The sequence below is a fragment of the Leptospira brenneri genome, from assembly GCF_002812125.1.
GTDB lineage: Bacteria > Spirochaetota > Leptospiria > Leptospirales > Leptospiraceae > Leptospira_A > Leptospira_A brenneri.
This window is the reverse complement of sequence record NZ_NPDQ01000002.1, coordinates 222881-240256: the sequence shown is the minus strand read 5'-3', so window position 1 is coordinate 240256 and position 17376 is coordinate 222881. Positions and strand designations below refer to the sequence as shown.

The 17376-nt window shown below is 34.5% G+C and carries 15 protein-coding genes; 11 read left to right on the top strand and 4 right to left on the bottom strand.

Features of this window, described 5'->3' with window-relative positions; translation table 11 throughout:
- Positions 1–34 precede the first annotated feature (34 nt).
- The 11 genes from CH361_RS04495 to CH361_RS04445 all read left to right on the top strand — a co-directional run bounded on the left by CH361_RS04495 (position 35) and on the right by CH361_RS04445 (position 8519).
- A complete protein-coding gene (locus CH361_RS04495) occupies positions 35–646 on the top strand; it encodes a GNAT family N-acetyltransferase (RefSeq protein WP_100789642.1) in 612 nt (203 codons plus the stop codon).
- 9 nt (positions 647–655) lie between these two features.
- Complete coding sequence (locus CH361_RS04490) at positions 656–1417, top strand: phytanoyl-CoA dioxygenase family protein (RefSeq protein ID WP_100789641.1); 762 nt, start codon at positions 656–658, stop codon at positions 1415–1417.
- A gap of 11 nt (positions 1418–1428) precedes the next feature.
- A complete protein-coding gene (gene chrA / locus CH361_RS04485; RefSeq protein WP_100789640.1) occupies positions 1429–2598 on the top strand; it encodes a chromate efflux transporter in 1170 nt (389 codons plus the stop codon).
- An 82-nt stretch (positions 2599–2680) separates the two neighbouring features.
- Positions 2681–3178, top strand: coding sequence for a DinB family protein (locus tag CH361_RS04480; RefSeq protein ID WP_100789639.1), 498 nt, complete (start codon positions 2681–2683; stop codon positions 3176–3178).
- Position 3179: 1 nt separating this feature from the next.
- Positions 3180–3596, top strand: a complete 417-nt coding sequence (locus CH361_RS04475) for a hypothetical protein (protein WP_100790019.1) — start codon at positions 3180–3182, stop codon at positions 3594–3596.
- Positions 3577–4026, top strand: coding sequence for a GNAT family N-acetyltransferase (locus CH361_RS04470; protein ID WP_100789638.1), 450 nt, complete (start codon positions 3577–3579; stop codon positions 4024–4026). The genes CH361_RS04475 and CH361_RS04470 overlap by 20 nt, the downstream gene beginning before the upstream one ends.
- A gap of 24 nt (positions 4027–4050) precedes the next feature.
- Positions 4051–4665 carry an FMN-binding negative transcriptional regulator gene (locus CH361_RS04465; protein WP_100789637.1) on the top strand — a complete coding sequence of 205 codons (615 nt, stop codon included), beginning with the start codon at positions 4051–4053 and terminating at the stop codon, positions 4663–4665.
- Positions 4666–4706: 41 nt separating this feature from the next.
- Complete coding sequence (locus CH361_RS04460) at positions 4707–6269, top strand: NAD(P)/FAD-dependent oxidoreductase (RefSeq protein ID WP_100789636.1); 1563 nt, start codon at positions 4707–4709, stop codon at positions 6267–6269.
- Between the two features lie 2 nt (positions 6270–6271).
- Positions 6272–7570, top strand: coding sequence for a DUF2079 domain-containing protein (locus tag CH361_RS04455; protein WP_100789635.1), 1299 nt, complete (start codon positions 6272–6274; stop codon positions 7568–7570).
- A 41-nt stretch (positions 7571–7611) separates the two neighbouring features.
- A complete protein-coding gene (locus CH361_RS04450) occupies positions 7612–8187 on the top strand; it encodes an LBF_2127 family putative lipoprotein (protein ID WP_100789634.1) in 576 nt (191 codons plus the stop codon).
- Entirely contained in the window at positions 8157–8519 is a 363-nt protein-coding gene (locus tag CH361_RS04445; protein WP_100789633.1) for a hypothetical protein, read from the top strand. The genes CH361_RS04450 and CH361_RS04445 overlap by 31 nt, the downstream gene beginning before the upstream one ends.
- Here CH361_RS04445 and CH361_RS04440 read toward each other — a convergent pair.
- Genes CH361_RS04440 through CH361_RS04425 form a run of 4 tightly spaced genes read right to left on the bottom strand, consistent with a single transcriptional unit; the run spans position 8516 to position 17112 of the window.
- A complete protein-coding gene (locus CH361_RS04440) occupies positions 8516–9847 on the bottom strand; it encodes a TolC family protein (protein ID WP_244279653.1) in 1332 nt (443 codons plus the stop codon). The two genes, CH361_RS04445 and CH361_RS04440, sit on opposite strands and share 4 nt — an antisense overlap.
- 35 nt (positions 9848–9882) lie before the next feature.
- Positions 9883–12948, bottom strand: a complete 3066-nt coding sequence (locus tag CH361_RS04435) for an ATP-binding cassette domain-containing protein (RefSeq protein ID WP_100789631.1) — start codon at positions 12946–12948, stop codon at positions 9883–9885.
- A 2-nt stretch (positions 12949–12950) separates the two neighbouring features.
- Positions 12951–14054 carry a beta-barrel domain-containing protein gene (locus tag CH361_RS04430; protein WP_100789630.1) on the bottom strand — a complete coding sequence of 368 codons (1104 nt, stop codon included), beginning with the start codon at positions 14052–14054 and terminating at the stop codon, positions 12951–12953.
- Complete coding sequence (locus CH361_RS04425; RefSeq protein WP_100789629.1) at positions 14047–17112, bottom strand: peptidase domain-containing ABC transporter; 3066 nt, start codon at positions 17110–17112, stop codon at positions 14047–14049. Before CH361_RS04425 ends, CH361_RS04430 begins: the two co-directional genes overlap by 8 nt.
- Positions 17113–17376 lie beyond the last annotated feature (264 nt).

The window sequence follows — 17376 nt, the reverse complement described above, 5'->3', positions numbered from 1 at the left end:
CCAACTTGTTTCGATATTACTCATATTACCTACCATGACAGATTCTAAACTTATCATCAGAAATGCCACACCGAAAGATGTGGACTCAATAGTTCCTTTAATTTATTCCTCTGGCCCCAAAGCATGGAACTTTGTTTTCCAAGAAGGAAAAAAAACGAGCTTTGATTTTTTAAACTCATCCTATATACGAAGAGGAAACACTGTTTCGTATACCAATCATTATGTGGCAGAAATTGATGGCAAAGTGGTAGGATCAATTCTTTCCTATACACAACCCAGTTTCTTAACCCTGACAGTGGGAACTGCCCTTCGCATTCTTTCCGTATATAAATGGAATGCACCCAAAGTGATGGCAAGAGGCCTCAAAACAGAAACCATCATCCAACCTCCAAAATCGGGATGTTTGTATTTAGGTCATATCGCTGTTTCAGAAACAGAAAGAAACAAAGGTATCGCCAAACAACTGATAGAATATATGATTGGTAAATACACAAAACATAAAACCATTTCTTTGGATGTATCAGCAGAAAATAAACCGGCCATTTCCCTTTACCAAAAATTAGGTTTTGAAATCAAAGAAACCAGACATCCTTTGGGTTGGGAAGGGACCATCCCATCTCATTATTATATGGAGAAAAAACGTTAATCAATCTTTATGGTAGAGGATTTGACAAAAGCAAAAGTACAATTAGAAACTTTGGGTTACTATTTGTTCCCTAACTTCTTTCCTCTAAAGACAATTGAAGATTTAAAAAAAATTTTAATTCCTTCTAACGAAGAATGGTCAAAGGAATTTAATCATCCAAAAAATGTAAACAGTGCTTACCTCACTTCCACTAAGTTTACAAAAGATAAAAAAGATAGAGAAACTCTCTTTCAATTTATCAATTCTGACCCACTACTTGGTGTTTGTGATCTTGTATTCAAATCTCCTCCCTACTTTCTCAACACACAAATTTTTTTTAACCCAAAGGATCCAAGTAAACTTCCTTATTGGCATAGAGACATTCAATACTTAGGCATCCCAGAGGATGAACAAAGCAAAAGAATCCAAAAAGACTTTGTTTGGCACTTTCGGATTCCCTTAGAAAAGGATCCGGGTATTTGGCTCATTCCAGGTTCGCACAATCGTTGGGATACGGAAGAAGAAAGAAAAGTTCGTTTAGAACTAGAAGGAAGAAAAAACCACGAAAATCTTTCTGATCAAATTCTAATTCCTCATTCTCCTGGTGATTTATTTGTATTTTCGGCTCATCTCATTCACAAAGGGCATTATGATTTGGATCGATTTTCCTTTGATATTTTATATACAAACTTTCCCGAACAGAAACAAACCGCAGAACATTGGAATCACTTTCCCAACGAAGAAATTAAATTCGAAAACACCAAAAAACAATCTATCTTTCACTTGGTTTAAAAAATAAAACAATGAAATATTTAGAAATATTTTTTACTGCATTAAAACTCGGTTGCACTTCGTTTGGTGGACCAATTGCTCACTTAAGTTATTTTCATAACGAATATGTAACAAAAAAAAGATGGATCAATGCCCAAGCTTATGCCGACTTAGTATCACTTTGTCAGTTCCTTCCTGGGCCTGCCAGTAGCCAAGTAGGAATGGCATTGGGATATACAAGGGGAGGAGTGATTGGCGCGACTCTTTCTTGGATTGGTTTTACTTTGCCATCCGCAATCATTCTCATTCTTTTTGGATTAGGTGTTACCAAAATTGACTTATCAGTTCACAAAAATTGGATTCATGGTCTAAAAGTGGTAGCAGTCGCTGTTGTTGCCCAAGCCATTTTGGGAATGGGGAAAAAACTTTGTCCCGATAAAGAAAGAATTACAATTACAGCAATAACAAGCGTTATTCTTCTTTTTTTCACATCTGCATTTCTTCAAATACTAATTCTCATTTTTTTTGGAATCGTTGGTATCTTTTTTCTCAATCCATCCAATGATTTACCTCATGAACCTCTCCATAAAGGAAACAAAAAATTAGGAATTTTATTTTTATGTCTTTTTTTCGGACTACTGATCGGCCTTCCAATCCTAAGAGAGATTTATCCCTACCAAGAAATCAAACTAGTGGATAGTTTTTACAGAGCAGGAGCACTTGTATTTGGTGGCGGACATGTTGTCCTCCCTCTTTTACAAGCAGAAGTAGTTCCTTCTGGTTGGGTGGACCATGACCTTTTTCTTGCGGGATATGGAATCTCAAATGCCATACCTGGTCCATTATTTGCATTTAGCGGATATTTAGGAGCGGTATCAAAGTTAGAACCAAATCTTTATACAGGAGCTACTATTTGTTTGGTGGCGGCTTTTTTACCTTCTTTTCTTCTCATCATTGGTATTTTACCATTCTGGGAAAATCTAAAAAAGAATCCAAACATTCGAAAAGCAATGTTAGGAATCAATGCCGCTGTGGTTGGAATATTAATCGCTGCATTTTACCAACCTGTTTGGACAAATGCGATTTTTACTGCCAAAGACTTTGCCCTAGCAACATTCGGATTTTTCCTTTTAGAATATTGGAAAATACCTTCCTGGACAGTCGTAATCGCGACAGTTCTCGTAAGTTTCTTCATTTATTAAAACTAAAAATACAAATTTCCGCAATAAACCAAACTCTAAATTAGTCATTGATCTCCACGAACGTTTAGAAAATTCTTTCTCTATGAAAGATTTTTTCTTAAGAAACAATGCTTATCATATTTGGGCCACAAATCTTTTATATGAATCACTCGAAACGATCTCTGACGAAAACTACAAAAAAGATGTTTGTTTATTTTTTAAATCGATACATGGGACTTTAAACCATTTGTTACTTGTTGAAAAAGTTTGGTATTCTCGCCTTGTGGGAGAACTTTATATCCCAAAATCATTAAGTGAAGAGATCGAGCAAAACCGCCAAACATTAAATAGTCGAATGTTCCAAAGTTTAGAATTATGGAATTCTTGGTTAGAGAAAGTTGATGATACAGCTTGGCAAACTATCTTTCGTTATAAAACCATGAGAGGATTTGAAGCCGAACTTATTTTTTGCGATGTGATCCAACACAACTTTAATCACAGAACTCATCATAGAGGTCAAATCACTGCAGCCATCACTCAATTAGGTGGGAAATCTCCAGAAATTGATTATGTATTCTATCTTCAAACCAAAGGAAAATAAGATGTGGAATCCATCTAAAAAAATCAGATCCATCGCGAGCAAAATTTTAATCGGTTTGTTTTCATTTACGATGATCTTCCATATCCTTGCTTTGTTCCAAGTCATTCCCTACAAATATCTTTGGGGAGGACGACTGGGAAACTTAGAAGAAATGTATGTTATGGAATCGGTTTCCCTAATCGTAAATGCGTTTTTTTTATGGGCCAGTTTTCAATACATCCAATACCTAAACAAAGGTTTGGTGCCTCTTTGGATACGTATTGTATTTGGTCTCATTGGATTTATATTTTTAGCCAATACCGTAGGGAATCTTGTTGCAGTCACTGATTTAGAAACTTTACTGGCTACACCGGTAACAGCAATTTTATCGGCAATTTGTTTCTCATTGGTACCAAAATATGAAAATAAGACAAGCTAACTATAAAGACGTTTCTAAAATCTCTCCGGTGTTTGATGAATATAGACAGTTCTATGGACAAAATCCCAACATAACAGGTGCTTCTCGTTTCTTACAAGATCGAATGGAACATGCTCAGTCCATTATTTTTGTAGCTGAGGATCCGAATACGGGCGAAATCGCAGGATTCACTCAACTTTATCCGGTATTCTCTTCTATCTCGATGCAGAGATCATACCTCCTCAACGATCTATTTGTGAAAAAAACATTTCGCAAACAAGGAATCGCCAAACAATTAATTGCTGAAGCAAAGTCCTTTACAAAATCAAATTCAGGAAAAGGATTAGAGCTTTCTACATCCACACATAACAACGAAGCTCGCACTTTGTATACAAATGAAGGATTTGAACAAGAGAAGGAATTTTTAACTTACTTTTGGAAATCTAGTTAACACATTTTTAAGGAGTAAGTAACTGTGTACATTCCCGATCATTTTCAAATGGAAACAAATTTCATTTATCAATCCATCGACGAAAATCCATTTTCTATCCTAGTTTCTAATAACCAAGGAGAGATGATGGCCACTCATTTACCGCTCCTCCTCTCTGAAGATAAAAAATCCTTAATCGGTCACTTTGCAAAACCAAATCCACAATCGCTTTCTAGTGGAACAGAAGTACTTTGCATATTTTCTGGACCTCATTGTTATATCTCTCCTGCTTGGTATGAAACAGAACGCGCGGTCCCTACTTGGAATTTCACAGCCGTACATGTAAAAGGAATTTTAACAACTGTAGAAGATCCAAAAAAAATTCATGAAAGTTTACTAAACTTGGTCAAACGTTTTGAATCCCAGGATTCTAAATATAAAATTGATTCTGTGGATACAAATTACATTGAAGGATTAAAAAAAGGAATCGTTCCTTTTGAAATCAAAATCACCCATATTGAAGGAAAACAGAAATTAAGCCAGAACCACTCAGTCGAACGAAGAAATCTTGTGATTTCAAATTTAGATTTGATGTCTGGAGAAAATGAAAAAGCGATTGCATCTTTAATGAAAAAGGGTTTGAATCAAAAAACCCCATAATCAGTTATCATAATTTTGAGATTTGGATTAGCAATTTAACCTTGAAACTAGAATTAAATGTCAGAGTCACTCCAGAGATTGCAACAAATCCAGATCATTTGTTACAATTTGTATCTAAACAAAATAAAATTCCAAAATCTGATATCAAACATATTGAATGTACTTCTCGTTCGATTGATGCCAGACAAAGGAATGTGGTTTTTCAATTACGTTTAGATGTATATGTAAACGAAGATTATATTCCATTAGAATATCCTACTCCGAATTTCCCTAATGTAAATTTAGCAGAGCCGGTAATTATCATTGGTGCAGGACCCGCTGGACTTTTTGCTGCCTTACGCGTCTTAGAATTGGGAAAAAAACCAATCATCCTGGAACGAGGAAAAAATGTAAAAGATCGAGTGGAAGATCTTCGGGGAATCAATGTCCATCACATTGTAAACGAAGATTCCAACTATTGTTTTGGAGAAGGAGGAGCCGGAACTTATTCAGATGGAAAACTTTATACAAGATCTAAAAAACGGGGTAATATTCGAAAGGTTTTGGAATATTTAGTTAGTTTCGGTGCCACCAAACAAATACTAGTTGATGCACACCCACATATCGGAACTAACAAACTTCCTCGTATCATCCAAAATATTAGAGAGTGTATTTTATCTGCAGGTGGAGAAATTCACTTTAAAACAAGAATCACCGACCTAATTCTTGTTGGTAATTCCATAGCTGGGGTTAAGTCAGCATCTGGTGATCAATGGAAAGCAAAAAATGTGATCATTGCAACCGGTCATTCCGGCAGAGAAATGTTTCAACTCCTATATGAAAAAGGAATCGAAATTGAAACCAAACCTCTTGCGATTGGTGTTAGAGTCGAACATCCGCAAAGTTTGATTGATTCTATTCAATATCATTGTGATGTTAAAAATCCATTATTACCGGCTTCGGAATATTCCCTTGTAAAACAGATCAATGGAAGAGGTGTTTATAGTTTTTGTATGTGCCCAGGTGGGGTCATTGCTCCTTGTGCCACCAAACCAGGAGAAGTTGTCACCAACGGTTGGTCAAGTGCGGAACGTTCTCGTCCAACTGCCAACTCTGGAATCGTCGTAGAACTTCGATTTGATGATTTTAAGCCATTTGAATCTTATGGAGTGTTTTCTGCTCTCCAATACCAATCCTCTATAGAACAAAAAGCATTTTTAATGAATGGAGGCACACAGAAAGCTCCAGCACAACGTATGGTTGATTTCACAAACAACAAAGTTTCAGCCGAGCTTCCAAAAACTTCCTATACTCCAGGACTCGTATCAGTTTCACTTTCAGAATTACTTCCTCCACTCATTGCAGATGCTCTAAAAAAAGGATTTCAAGAATTCGATTCTTCTATGAAAGGATACTTTACTAACGAAGCCATCATCCACGCACCAGAAACACGTACATCTTCACCCATCCAAGTTCCGAGAAACCCAGAAACATTAGAACACATTCGAATCAAAGGATTGTTTCCTTGTGGGGAAGGTGCAGGTTATGCAGGTGGGATCGTATCTGCTGCCATCGATGGAATGAAATGTGCTGAGGCTGCGATTACTGGAAGTTTCTCTAAGTAAAAATGAAAAGTTTTCGTTACCACCTTCCATCCATATTACTTTGGTTGGTTGTATTTTATTTTTTATCAGAAAGATCAATCTTTCGTTACCAAAATATGGGTGCCGGTGTAGACATCGGTCTTTTTGAAAATCTATTTTATAATTTGATTCATAATGCAAAAGCAGTCACTACTTTAGGAGTTAGTGGCAATCTTCATCATTATTTTTCTGATCATATCAATTTGTATATTTATCCACTATCTTTATTATATAAATTTTTTCCTTTTGTAGAGAGTTTACTAATATTCCAGGCATTTGTTCTAAGTTCACCGATTCTCATTTTTCCATTTTACAAAAAAAATGACTTTTATCAATGGATCTTCCCTTTGTTATACGGACTCTATTTACCAATTTACTGGATTCAAATTTTTGATTTCCATCCAGAAGTTCTTTGGATTCCTTTATTTTTTTTATTTTATCACTTTTGGAAACAAAATTCTGTCTGGTGGATTTTGTTTTTTACTTTCAGTTTGTTTGTAAAAGAAGAATGTGCACTCGTTTGGATTGTTTTTGCTTTCTTAGAATACAAATTTAGAAAAAAAGAAAGTATCTTGATTGGAATCATTTCTTTAGTCTACTTTTTTCTTTGTATCCTTTTACTCGGAGAACTCCAAAACTCTGGTTCAGAAATTCCTTTGCCTGCCCACTTAGAGCGTTACCAAAATCCGATAGCTGCCTTAAACAATTTACATTTATTTCCTTATCTCCTTTTATTTCTAAACTTACCTTTTTTATTTTTTCAATTTCGAAACAAACTCATTCTCTGCTTAGTTCCTTATTTTTTATATTCCCTTTTTTCTAGTTATGAAGTAAATAAAACTCCATTCACTCACCATAGCTTTGTTGCCATTCCCATCATAATACTTAGTTTTACGGAATCTATAGAAAACCTTCATCCAAAAAACAGTCGTTTGTTTCTTTACTTGTCAGTATTTGTTTCCATTTGTTTATTTATTTTTTGGGGACCACCTTCCAAGTCTTATTCCTTTAGAAAAGATTTTATGAATCCAGGTGTTTCCCAAGAAGATGTAAAAACCTTGCGGACTTTATTTGAAGGAAAATCCATAGTTTCCAACGTACCACAGTATTTAGCAAACCGAACAAGTGTTTATTTGTTTTTACCCAATCACGATGATTACGCAGACTATTTAATATTTTACCAATTTCCATTAATCACTCAAATTCCCCCGATACCGAAACAATACCAATGGGAACAAACAATAGAAAACCATATACAAATCTATAAACTTAAGGAAAATTGATTGATTCATTTCAGAAACCAATCATTCTAAATACCTGAAAAATGAGAACCATCCCCTCTTATCTATTGTTTTTTTTACTCATTCACTGTTCTGTTGATTTGCGTCAGGTACCACCTCCATCTCCGAATGGAAATACAAATCGAACACAAACTAACCTTCCCTTAGTGATTGGAAAGTTTGAAATCCTTTCGGCAGATCGCGGAGTTTACACAGATGCTTGGCGGATGGCGTGGAAAGGTCACCTAACCTCTTCCGGTCTATTTCCAAATGTCGTTACTGAATTGGATGCGAAAATTACATCCGATTTTTATACCATTGATGTTGAAATGAAATCCCATTATGAAGACAAATACAATTGGTGGTATACTTGGCCTGCTCTATGGCCATTCACAATGGTTTGGCCCATCCAATATAGATTAGCTGAATACACAGTTGATTTCAAATATAAACTTTATAAAAACAAAACTCTTATTAAAGAGGAGACCATCTCCAAAAATGGAAACACATCGGAATTTTTATATGGTCTATTCAAAGTGCGAAACTTTCAACGAATGATTGAAGAAACAAATTTGGAAGCAGTTAGAACATGTATTCAAAATTTATCCGAATCATTGTAGTTTTAAATCTATTTAGTATTATTGGCTGCGTCAGTATTCCTTTTCACCCTGCCAACAATACAGAAGAGTGTTTAGCATATTATTACCAAACGAAAAGGCAAGTCACAGAAGTTTTCGATGAAAACACATTGACACTAGGACTTATTGTGGTTTTTTCTCTTCTCAATTCTGCATTTTCACCCATCTTTCTACTTCCAATTCTCACAACACCGTACATTCAGTATCAGAATAAGTTAAAATCAGATGAAATTTTAAAACAATGGAAAAAGGAAAGATGTGGAATTGCTGAATTTGATCCAGAACAAAATCATACCAGGCCAACAGATCTTTAATTGGTCAAAAATTTCATAGTGTCTCCGAGAAGGAGACCAATTTGAAGTCTAAGTTGAATCAAATCATAACGGTTTTGAATTTCATTTCGCATTACATCGCGAAGGCGTCTATCAACCGTTTGTAATTCAATTACAGAAGCAGAGCCCGTTTTATATGCTTTTTCCATAATTTGATAATTTTCTTCGGCTATTCTTTTGCTTTCACGAGAAATGTCATACAACTCAACTAAATTATTATGTTGTTGTATGAGCTCATAAAGATATAATCCAGTATTCTCTCGCAGAAACTGTGACTGGGACTTTGCTAATTTAATTTCAATTTTTGATTTATCAAATTCATTTTTAGACAACCAACGATTAAATAAAGGGAATCTAAATCCAAAATTTCCACCAACATTAAAATCTGCATCAGATGACCTGGCATACCGACTAAAGTCATTACGGCTATAATCATAAACTTCCATGGAGTTTGTCCACGTTCCACTTAATCCAGAAAACGACTCACGACTGGATTGATTGTAAACATTCACAAAAAAATCAGGAACCCAAAGTTCATTAAAACGAACTAACTTTTGCACTTCCAATATCTTTACTTGATTGATAGTCAAAATAATATCAAAATTTAAATCGGTTAAATTCTTCTCATATTCAGATAAAGTCGATTCCAAAGGTAAAATTTTGTATTCCCGTTCCGGAATTTGTTTCAAAGAAACTTCTTTTAATAAAAACTTTCTTCTAAAGATTGACTGACTTTTTTGTTGGTCCAATCTCGATTTAGTTACATTATATTTATAAAAGAAATAATCTACTTTGGAGTTTTGTGTTACTAAATAAGATTCTATTCCTTGTTTATAAAGTTTTTGGACTGTCTGAAATTGTTTATCAGCACCGGCTTCATTCGAAAAATCATAATCATAAAATGCCAGAAGTTTCAATGTTTCTGCATATTGAAAAGCCTGGTCAAATAGTTCTTTTTGGAACAAAGCTTTGTATTCTAACAACAATCGCTCATATTCCAATTCCATAATCATATTAGTAAGAACTGTATTTCCTTGTTCTTGGAAATTCCAATTGAGATTTAAAGATGTGCTCCAACCTTTTCTGTTATAGCCATCGCCACGTAAAGATTCAAAAAAAGGAGAATGGTCAAGGTTAACGGAAGGTAAATAACGTAGAGTTTTTGAGTCAATATCAACTTTTTTTCGCTCAATTTCCATTTCCTTTAGTTTCAATTCGTATGACTTTTCTCCAACTAACTTTGGTAAGTCATAAAAATCTACCGCATCTGGCCAAAGGTAAAAAAATGGCGAGATACCTAGCAAAAACAATGTTACAAGCTTATAAAAACGAACCACTATTTCGATTATCGGATCGCTTCCTGTTTGGAATGAAGTAATTGATAAATTCCACCTTTAGAAAGTAACTCTCTGTGAGTGCCCATCCCCTCTAATTTCCCGCGTTCCAAGACAAAAATTTGATCATAATTACGAATTGTATCCAAACGGTGTGCAACCGTGATGATGGTTGCATTTGCAAATACAGAATTTATATGAGACAGAATCCGGAATTCGGTTTCTTTATCCAAGGCCGCCGTTGGTTCATCCAATAACAAAACGTTGGGTCTCTGTAAAAACAAACGGGCCAATGAAACTCTTTGTTTTTGACCACCTGAAAAAATAAAACCTTTTTCCGAAATTTCCGTATCATAACCAAGCGGGAGTTTTACGATATCATTATGAATACAAGCTAATTTAGCTGCCTCGACAACCTCACTTAAAGTTGCTTCAGGTTTAGTGATGGAAATATTTTCTCTCACTGTTCCCGCAATTAATGGATTCTCCTGAAAAAGAACACCAATTTTAGTTCGTAAGCTTGGTAACCAAATTTCATCTAATGAAACATCATCAATAATGATCTGACCTTCTTGTGGATTGTACAATCCAAGAATTAGCTTTAGAATGGTTGATTTTCCACTGCCACTTCTACCAACAAAGGCTACTTTTTTACCTGGTTGGATTTTGATTTTTAAGTTACGAATTCCAGACTCTGGCTTTAAAGTATCATAAGAAAAACTAATATTTCTAAATTCGATTTGTCCCTTTACTTCTGGCAAATCTACTTTAAATAAATTATCTCTATCGGTAATTTCGCTATCTAAAGATTCGAAACTACGCAAACGATTCCAAGAGACATTGGCTTTCTGTAGTTTTAAAAAATCGTCATATAAAGAAAGAATTGGATTTCGAATGTAAGCGATAAGACCAATGATTGCATACAAAGTTCCCAAGGTCATTTGATCTTTTAGAATCAAAATACTACCAATTAACATAACCACAACAACCGTAATCTGTTTAAAAAATTCAGTATTCGTAAAAAGTAAGTTGGAATAAAATAATTTTTTTCCTTCTGAATTTAACTGAGTTGTGAGCCTTTTTTCGAAGTCCCAACGGTGCGAATAAGTAGCTCCTAAATTTTTTATTGTTTCAAAACCATTGATGGTCTCGATAAAATAACTCAGTGTTTCCGATTTTTTTAAAGATTCCTTTTTTGTTTCTTCTGTTATTTTTGGAGCAAGAGAACGAAGGATCAACATTTCAGGTAAAATCAATAAACCAATGATGAGTAATAATATTGGAGAAAGAAATAAAAAGATGACAAACACCAAAGAACTAAAAACTAAATCAAATATTTTCATTGCTCCTTGATCAGAAAAATATAAAATTACAGATTCAATTTCCTCCCAACGATTTAAAATTTCACCTTTTCTATTTCTTTCAAAAAAAGAGATAGGTAATGAAATTAATTTTACTAAAAATCGAATCGCAATTGTTTGATTCACACGATTGCTTGTAAAAAAAATAACATTCGATCTAAAATATGCTAAAAAAGATTGCGAAAAACTAAGCAAAACTACTGCAAAAATCACAGGAAAAAAAAACTCTTTGTTTTCTTTTAACAAAACCGCATCAATTAAATATAAGTTGATTAGTGGTATAAATACTTCCAAACCTTTGATCACAAAACTAGCAACAATCCCTGCTTTTAAGTATTTAAGTGCGGGTAAAAAATACTCAGCAAGTCCTGCAAAAAATTTACTTTTCCATTCCCATTGGTTTTCTGGTTTTATCTTGGGAACAAAATAGATCACGACACTCGAGGATTTTTTTTCCCATTCTTCACGAGAAAGACTTATCTCACCGAATTCTGGATCTATAATTAAAACTTTCTTTTGTCCAATGGACTTTACGATTATATACTTTGAATTTTCAAAGAAATTGATAGTTGGATGATTATTTAATTCTGATTCGTGGTCTTTCCAATTAACAAAATAACAATCACCTTTTCCTTCCCCAAAACTACTTTTCCAATGAGTTGGTCGAATGTCTGGATCAAAGTCAGGAAAGGCAGAATCAGCATCATAATTTGCAAATGAATACCCCCAATAACGAAATATCATTTTTCGACAGGCATCACCAGACTGAGACCGACCATCTTGAAATAAAAAAGGAAAGCTGATTTGATTTCTAAGTGGAGGACTAAATTTTAGTTTTGGTAGAATATGGAACTGATCTTCTTCATAAATTGTAGACGTAACAAATTGTTCATCTTCCGATCCATCACCTAAATTTAGTTTCCTTTCGCTCATAATCGAACGAATTGTGATAAGTAAACTTTCCGATTTTTTAAAAAAGTTACTCGCATCTGTAGAAGATAACTCATAAACAAAACTTTCTTCTACAGCAGATACGGTGGCATTCCTGGTTTTTTTTTCCAATACCCCCATTTCACCTAACACTGAACCTGCTTCCACAAAAGAAAAATAATCTTTTTGCCAGGTAGACTTAGTGACTTTAAAGCGGCCAGAACGAATGAAAAATAAAGAAGAACTTTTACTTCCTTCTTTGATCAATACTTGGCCAGGAGATATTTTTCTTTTTACCAGTACTTTTGATAAATCTTCAATCTCTGAATTTGAAAGTTTTCGAAAATAAGGATGGATTCTTAATTCATCACGAAGTTGGGCATTTTCTTTGTATTCGTTCCATAACCCTTTTCTTTTTTTATCTGATTCAATAAACTTTAAAAACTGATTAGAAGGTAAAACGCGAACTTTTGAATTTTCTTCCACCTGAAAGATTTGTTTCTCTAACAAATCAGACGATAATTCCAAAATCCCATAAAAAGAATTTTCTGTTAGTGTTCTAATTAATAATTCTTTTTCATTGATTTTTAGTTTTACTTGGATTCTTCCTGTTTCTACAAAAAGGATTGGTGTTGGTTCTGATTGAGTAGCACCAATTCTATCATTGGCAACTAGAGATCTAAATTCAAATAACCCTATTAGTTTTTTTAAATCGACTGATGATAATGTAGATAAAAAATCATCATCGGCAAAAACGTTAGGAATTTCTTTTAAACTTTTTTTCAAAACTAGTTCCTAGGATCAGCATAACGAAACAAAATTTTATAAATACTCTTTCGATCGATGATGATATCAGCGACAACCTTTAAACCCGGAAATAAATGAAACTCCTTTCCATCTTGGTTCAAATCTTGAGTTCCTAAAACAAGAACTACAGAAAAGGAATCCTTATCTTTGGTATTAGGAATGATTTGAGAAACAGTACCTTCCACGACACCAAAATCATTTTGATGAAATGCCTTTACTTTGATTACTGATAATAAACCAATTCGAACAGCCGCAATATCCTTACTACTCACCTCAACGATTGCTTCGAGTGGTTGTCCCTCTTCCATTAAGGATGCAACAGTTTGCCCACGGATGATATTTTGCCCTACGTTATTCACCGAAAGTTCACCAATGATTCCAGAAAAAGGCATTCGGATGATTGCATTCGCAACTCTTTCCCGTTTTAATTTGGTATCACCCCTAAGACTTAAAATGATATTTTCTTCTCTTTGGATTTCATCTTTTAAGTTTCCAAATTCTTCATTAAACTCTAATAAATTTTGATCATAAATAAACTTCGCACCAACACCATTTTGAAAATCCATAAACGCTTTTTTTAGATTTACAAATTTGCTTAAGACACCACCGGAAAGTGCAGAACCAGAATTATTTTCTAAATTATAAGCAAGATTCTTTAAAATTTTTTCAGCTTCTCTTTTGTTTCGAATTAGTCTTTGTAATTTCTTTTCTTCATAATCTAAATTGTTTGTATCTTTTGATAATTCAATTTGTTGTTCTGAAAATTCTAACTCCATAATGGGATCACCTTTCTTTAAGAAATCCCCTGATTTTACATATAGATTGGTTAATGTTCCCGTTTCCAAAGCTTCCACGACATGGTAGTTACCTTTAGGACGAATGGAACCTGTCGCTTGGACAACCACATCGACCTTTCCAAAAACCAAAAACAAAATGAAACATATAAAAAATCCTGTAATGAGATAAATTCCTTTTCGTTCCCAGTTTGGTGCAGGGTGTTTTAATAATTCATCATAATAAGATGCAGAATGGCGAGATTCCCAATTGGAATCTGTTTCTTTTATATTCCCAAATTTTTTAAACATCTTTATCTCCTTCGCTAAGTGTAGGAAACAAATGGTAATAAAAACCTTTGGTAGTGATTAACTCGGCATGAGTTCCCATCTCGACAATCCGACCTTCGTCCAAAACTATAATTTTATCCGCACTGACTGTGCTATGAAGTCTATGTGAAATTTGAATGACAGTTCTATCTTGAAATACAGTTTCCCATTGAGATTGGATATGGGATTCTGTTTCTGAATCCAAAGCAGATGTAGGTTCATCCAAAAATAAAATACTTGGGTTCGTTACAAGAGCTCTTGCAATTGCCAACCGTTGTCTTTGCCCACCCGAAAGACCAATACCAGATTCACCAATTTTTGTTTCATATTTCATTGGAAATCTTTCTACAAATTGATCAACGGAAGCAAGTTTTGCTCCAGCTAACAATGATTCCTTGTTTAAGGAAGGATTTTTTTTGGAAAGATTTTCAGCAATACTACCTGAAAAAAGAATGGGATGTTGTTCTACAGCTCCAAACTGAATTCGAACTTCTTCAGGATCTAAAGTGGAAAGATCAAAGGAATCAAAAAAAACTTTCCCTTTACTAGGAGCAAGTGTTCCCATAAGTACCCTCATCAAAGTAGATTTCCCACACCCACTCCTTCCAACAATCGCAACTTTTTCACCTGCTTCGATTTCTAAATTGATATCCGATAAAATTTCGGGACTTGTTTCAGAATAACGAAAACTAATATGATCTAAAGTAATTTTTCCGGTTAGTCTTGGAAGCTCACCAAACGGCCGTTGGCTGACGACTTCACCAGGTAAAGAATAAATTTCGGTGAGTCGCATTCTAGATTCTCGTAGCTCACTCAAATCTTCATATACATGGCATAGTCTGACAATTGGTTCCATAAGGAGTGAGTATAAAACCAAAAATGCTAGGAAACTTCCAAGTGTAAGCGATTCACCCAAAACATCGCTAACACCAAATGTGATAACGGCAATTAAACCCATTTGTTCAAAAAACTTACTCACAAGTTCTAATACATGAACCCGTTTTCCCACTCTTAAGTTCGTAAGGATCGTTCTTGCAATTTCATTTAAACCTTTCGAAAGATAACGACTTTCCATTGCGGATGATTTGATCAAAGGCATCCCTGCAAATAAAGAGAGAAAGAATGAAGTTGTTTTCTTTTTTGATTCAAAACTATGCTTTTGTAATTTTTTAATTTTTGCACTCGACCTAACAACAAACAAGGAATATACGACAAGAAAAAATAGACCAACAAAAGACAAACTACTATCCAATCGAAACAATATAAAAAGATAAATTGGTAAGGTAACTAAATCTAAAATCAAAAACAATCCCGATCTCTGCGTAATTTCTAATATCCTCTGATTTTCTTTTAACCTTTGCGTAAAGTCGCCGGTTTCAAATTTTCGGAATTCGGGTAAGGTTAAATTCAATATATGTTGAAAAAACCGAACAAAATAATTATATTCCAAACTTTGCATAAGCCCAATCGCAATCAAATTTCGGAACAAGGAAAACAAGGTTTGAAAAAGAACAGCTAATCCTACACCAAACACCAATGTGAATAAAAAGTTCCGATCTGAAAAAACCAAAACTTGGTCTACAACCTGACGAACCAAATAAGGCAAAGACAATGTCAAAAGCGCCGATAAAACCGTTGCTACCAAAATCCACCGAACTTCTCTTCGTTTCGGGCTGAATAACATTCGAAGTTCTTTAAAAAAACTAATCAAACTAACATCAGCGGACATGGCGGCCGGTGCCGGCGAAAACTGTAATATCACTCCATCCCAAATTTTTAAAAATTCTGAGATGGAAAGTTCATAAACACCTTTGATTGGATGAGAAATAAGAACAGCATCTATCTCTGGTTCATATAGATACAACAAACAAGGAACAGTTTCATCATCAGTGATAAATACAGGATTTTCTAAATCAACAAGTTGTTCTACAGACAAATGTTGTTGTTTGGTTAAAAAACCCAACTTCTCCAGTTCAATTGCTAGTTCAAAAATACCAGGAACAACATTTCTGGTTAATTCATTTTTGATTCTTATTTTCCAATTTGTTGGTAGAGGTTTATCAAAGGCTCTTAATGCAAGTTCACTACAGACAAGTCCAACTAAGGTCAACTGATCCGTTGTCACCTGCTCAATGTATATTTTTTTAGTTGTTTTTCTAATTTCGAAACGTTTGGAAACAAATGGCCGTATTGAGTTTTCTTCTTTTTCTTTTGCTTTGTACGTCGAATAACGTAGCAAACGCGATTGAACAATTTCTTCTAATTTGTTTCCTTTCTCAACACCAATGACTTTGCGGAATACGGAACCTGGAATTTTATATAATTCGGAATCTTCGGAAGCAAGAGCACTCGCTAAACGTTTTTGTTGTTTGAAGATCGCAATTTCACCTAAGATATCTCCCGAACGCATAATCGAGATAATTTTCCTTGGATTTTCCGTACGTATCTGGACTTTACCTGATCTAACAATATAAGCAGCATCCCCCTCTTCCCCTTCCGCAAAGATAAATTCCCCTTGTCCAAGTTTTACAAGTTGAATGGATTTAAGAATGAGTTTGATCTCTTCTGGTGATAGTTCTTCAAAAAAACTTAGTTTACGAACATAATAAAACTTTTCTTGTTCTTCTTCTCTATGTTTTGCTTTTTCAGCAATCTCCGGATGAGATTCAACTAACTTTAAAAAACGAGATACAGGTAATAAAAGAACTATAGATGGTTCAAGGGCATAATAATCATGTTTCGATGGAGTTTTAGTGAGAGTAATCCTTTCGCCAATAGATTCACCAACTTCAACGAAAGCAAATCTTCCTAAACCAACTCCCTGTTTGTTTTGTTTCATTCCCAATCGACCAGTTAATACAAAATGGATGTATTCTGGCATTTGATTGGCTTTGATCAAACTTTGTCCTAAACGAACAAAACGTACTTCAATAAATGGGATTAAGTTTTCTCTTTCTGATTCTTCTAATTCCGCTAATAAATAATTGCTGCGAAATACTGTTCGGATTTTATCAAGGTTTCGCCTAACTTCAGATTGCATTTATTTATCCGCTAATACCAAGATATGAGTGACGGCGAAGTCCAAAAAAAATGGGTTTTTTCTACTTTTAGGAGAGAAATCCGTAAACATCGCCAAATTTCATACGTTTGTATTCTATACCATCGACGAAAACCGGCTCAGTCCTAAGCACATAACCTTCTTCCTTACGAAAGGAAGATGATTTGCTTTCGGGAATTGGGAAATCCCGATGGGACTTCCCAATGATTTTTTACTTCCGAGAGGCCTTCCTTTGCCAACTAGATT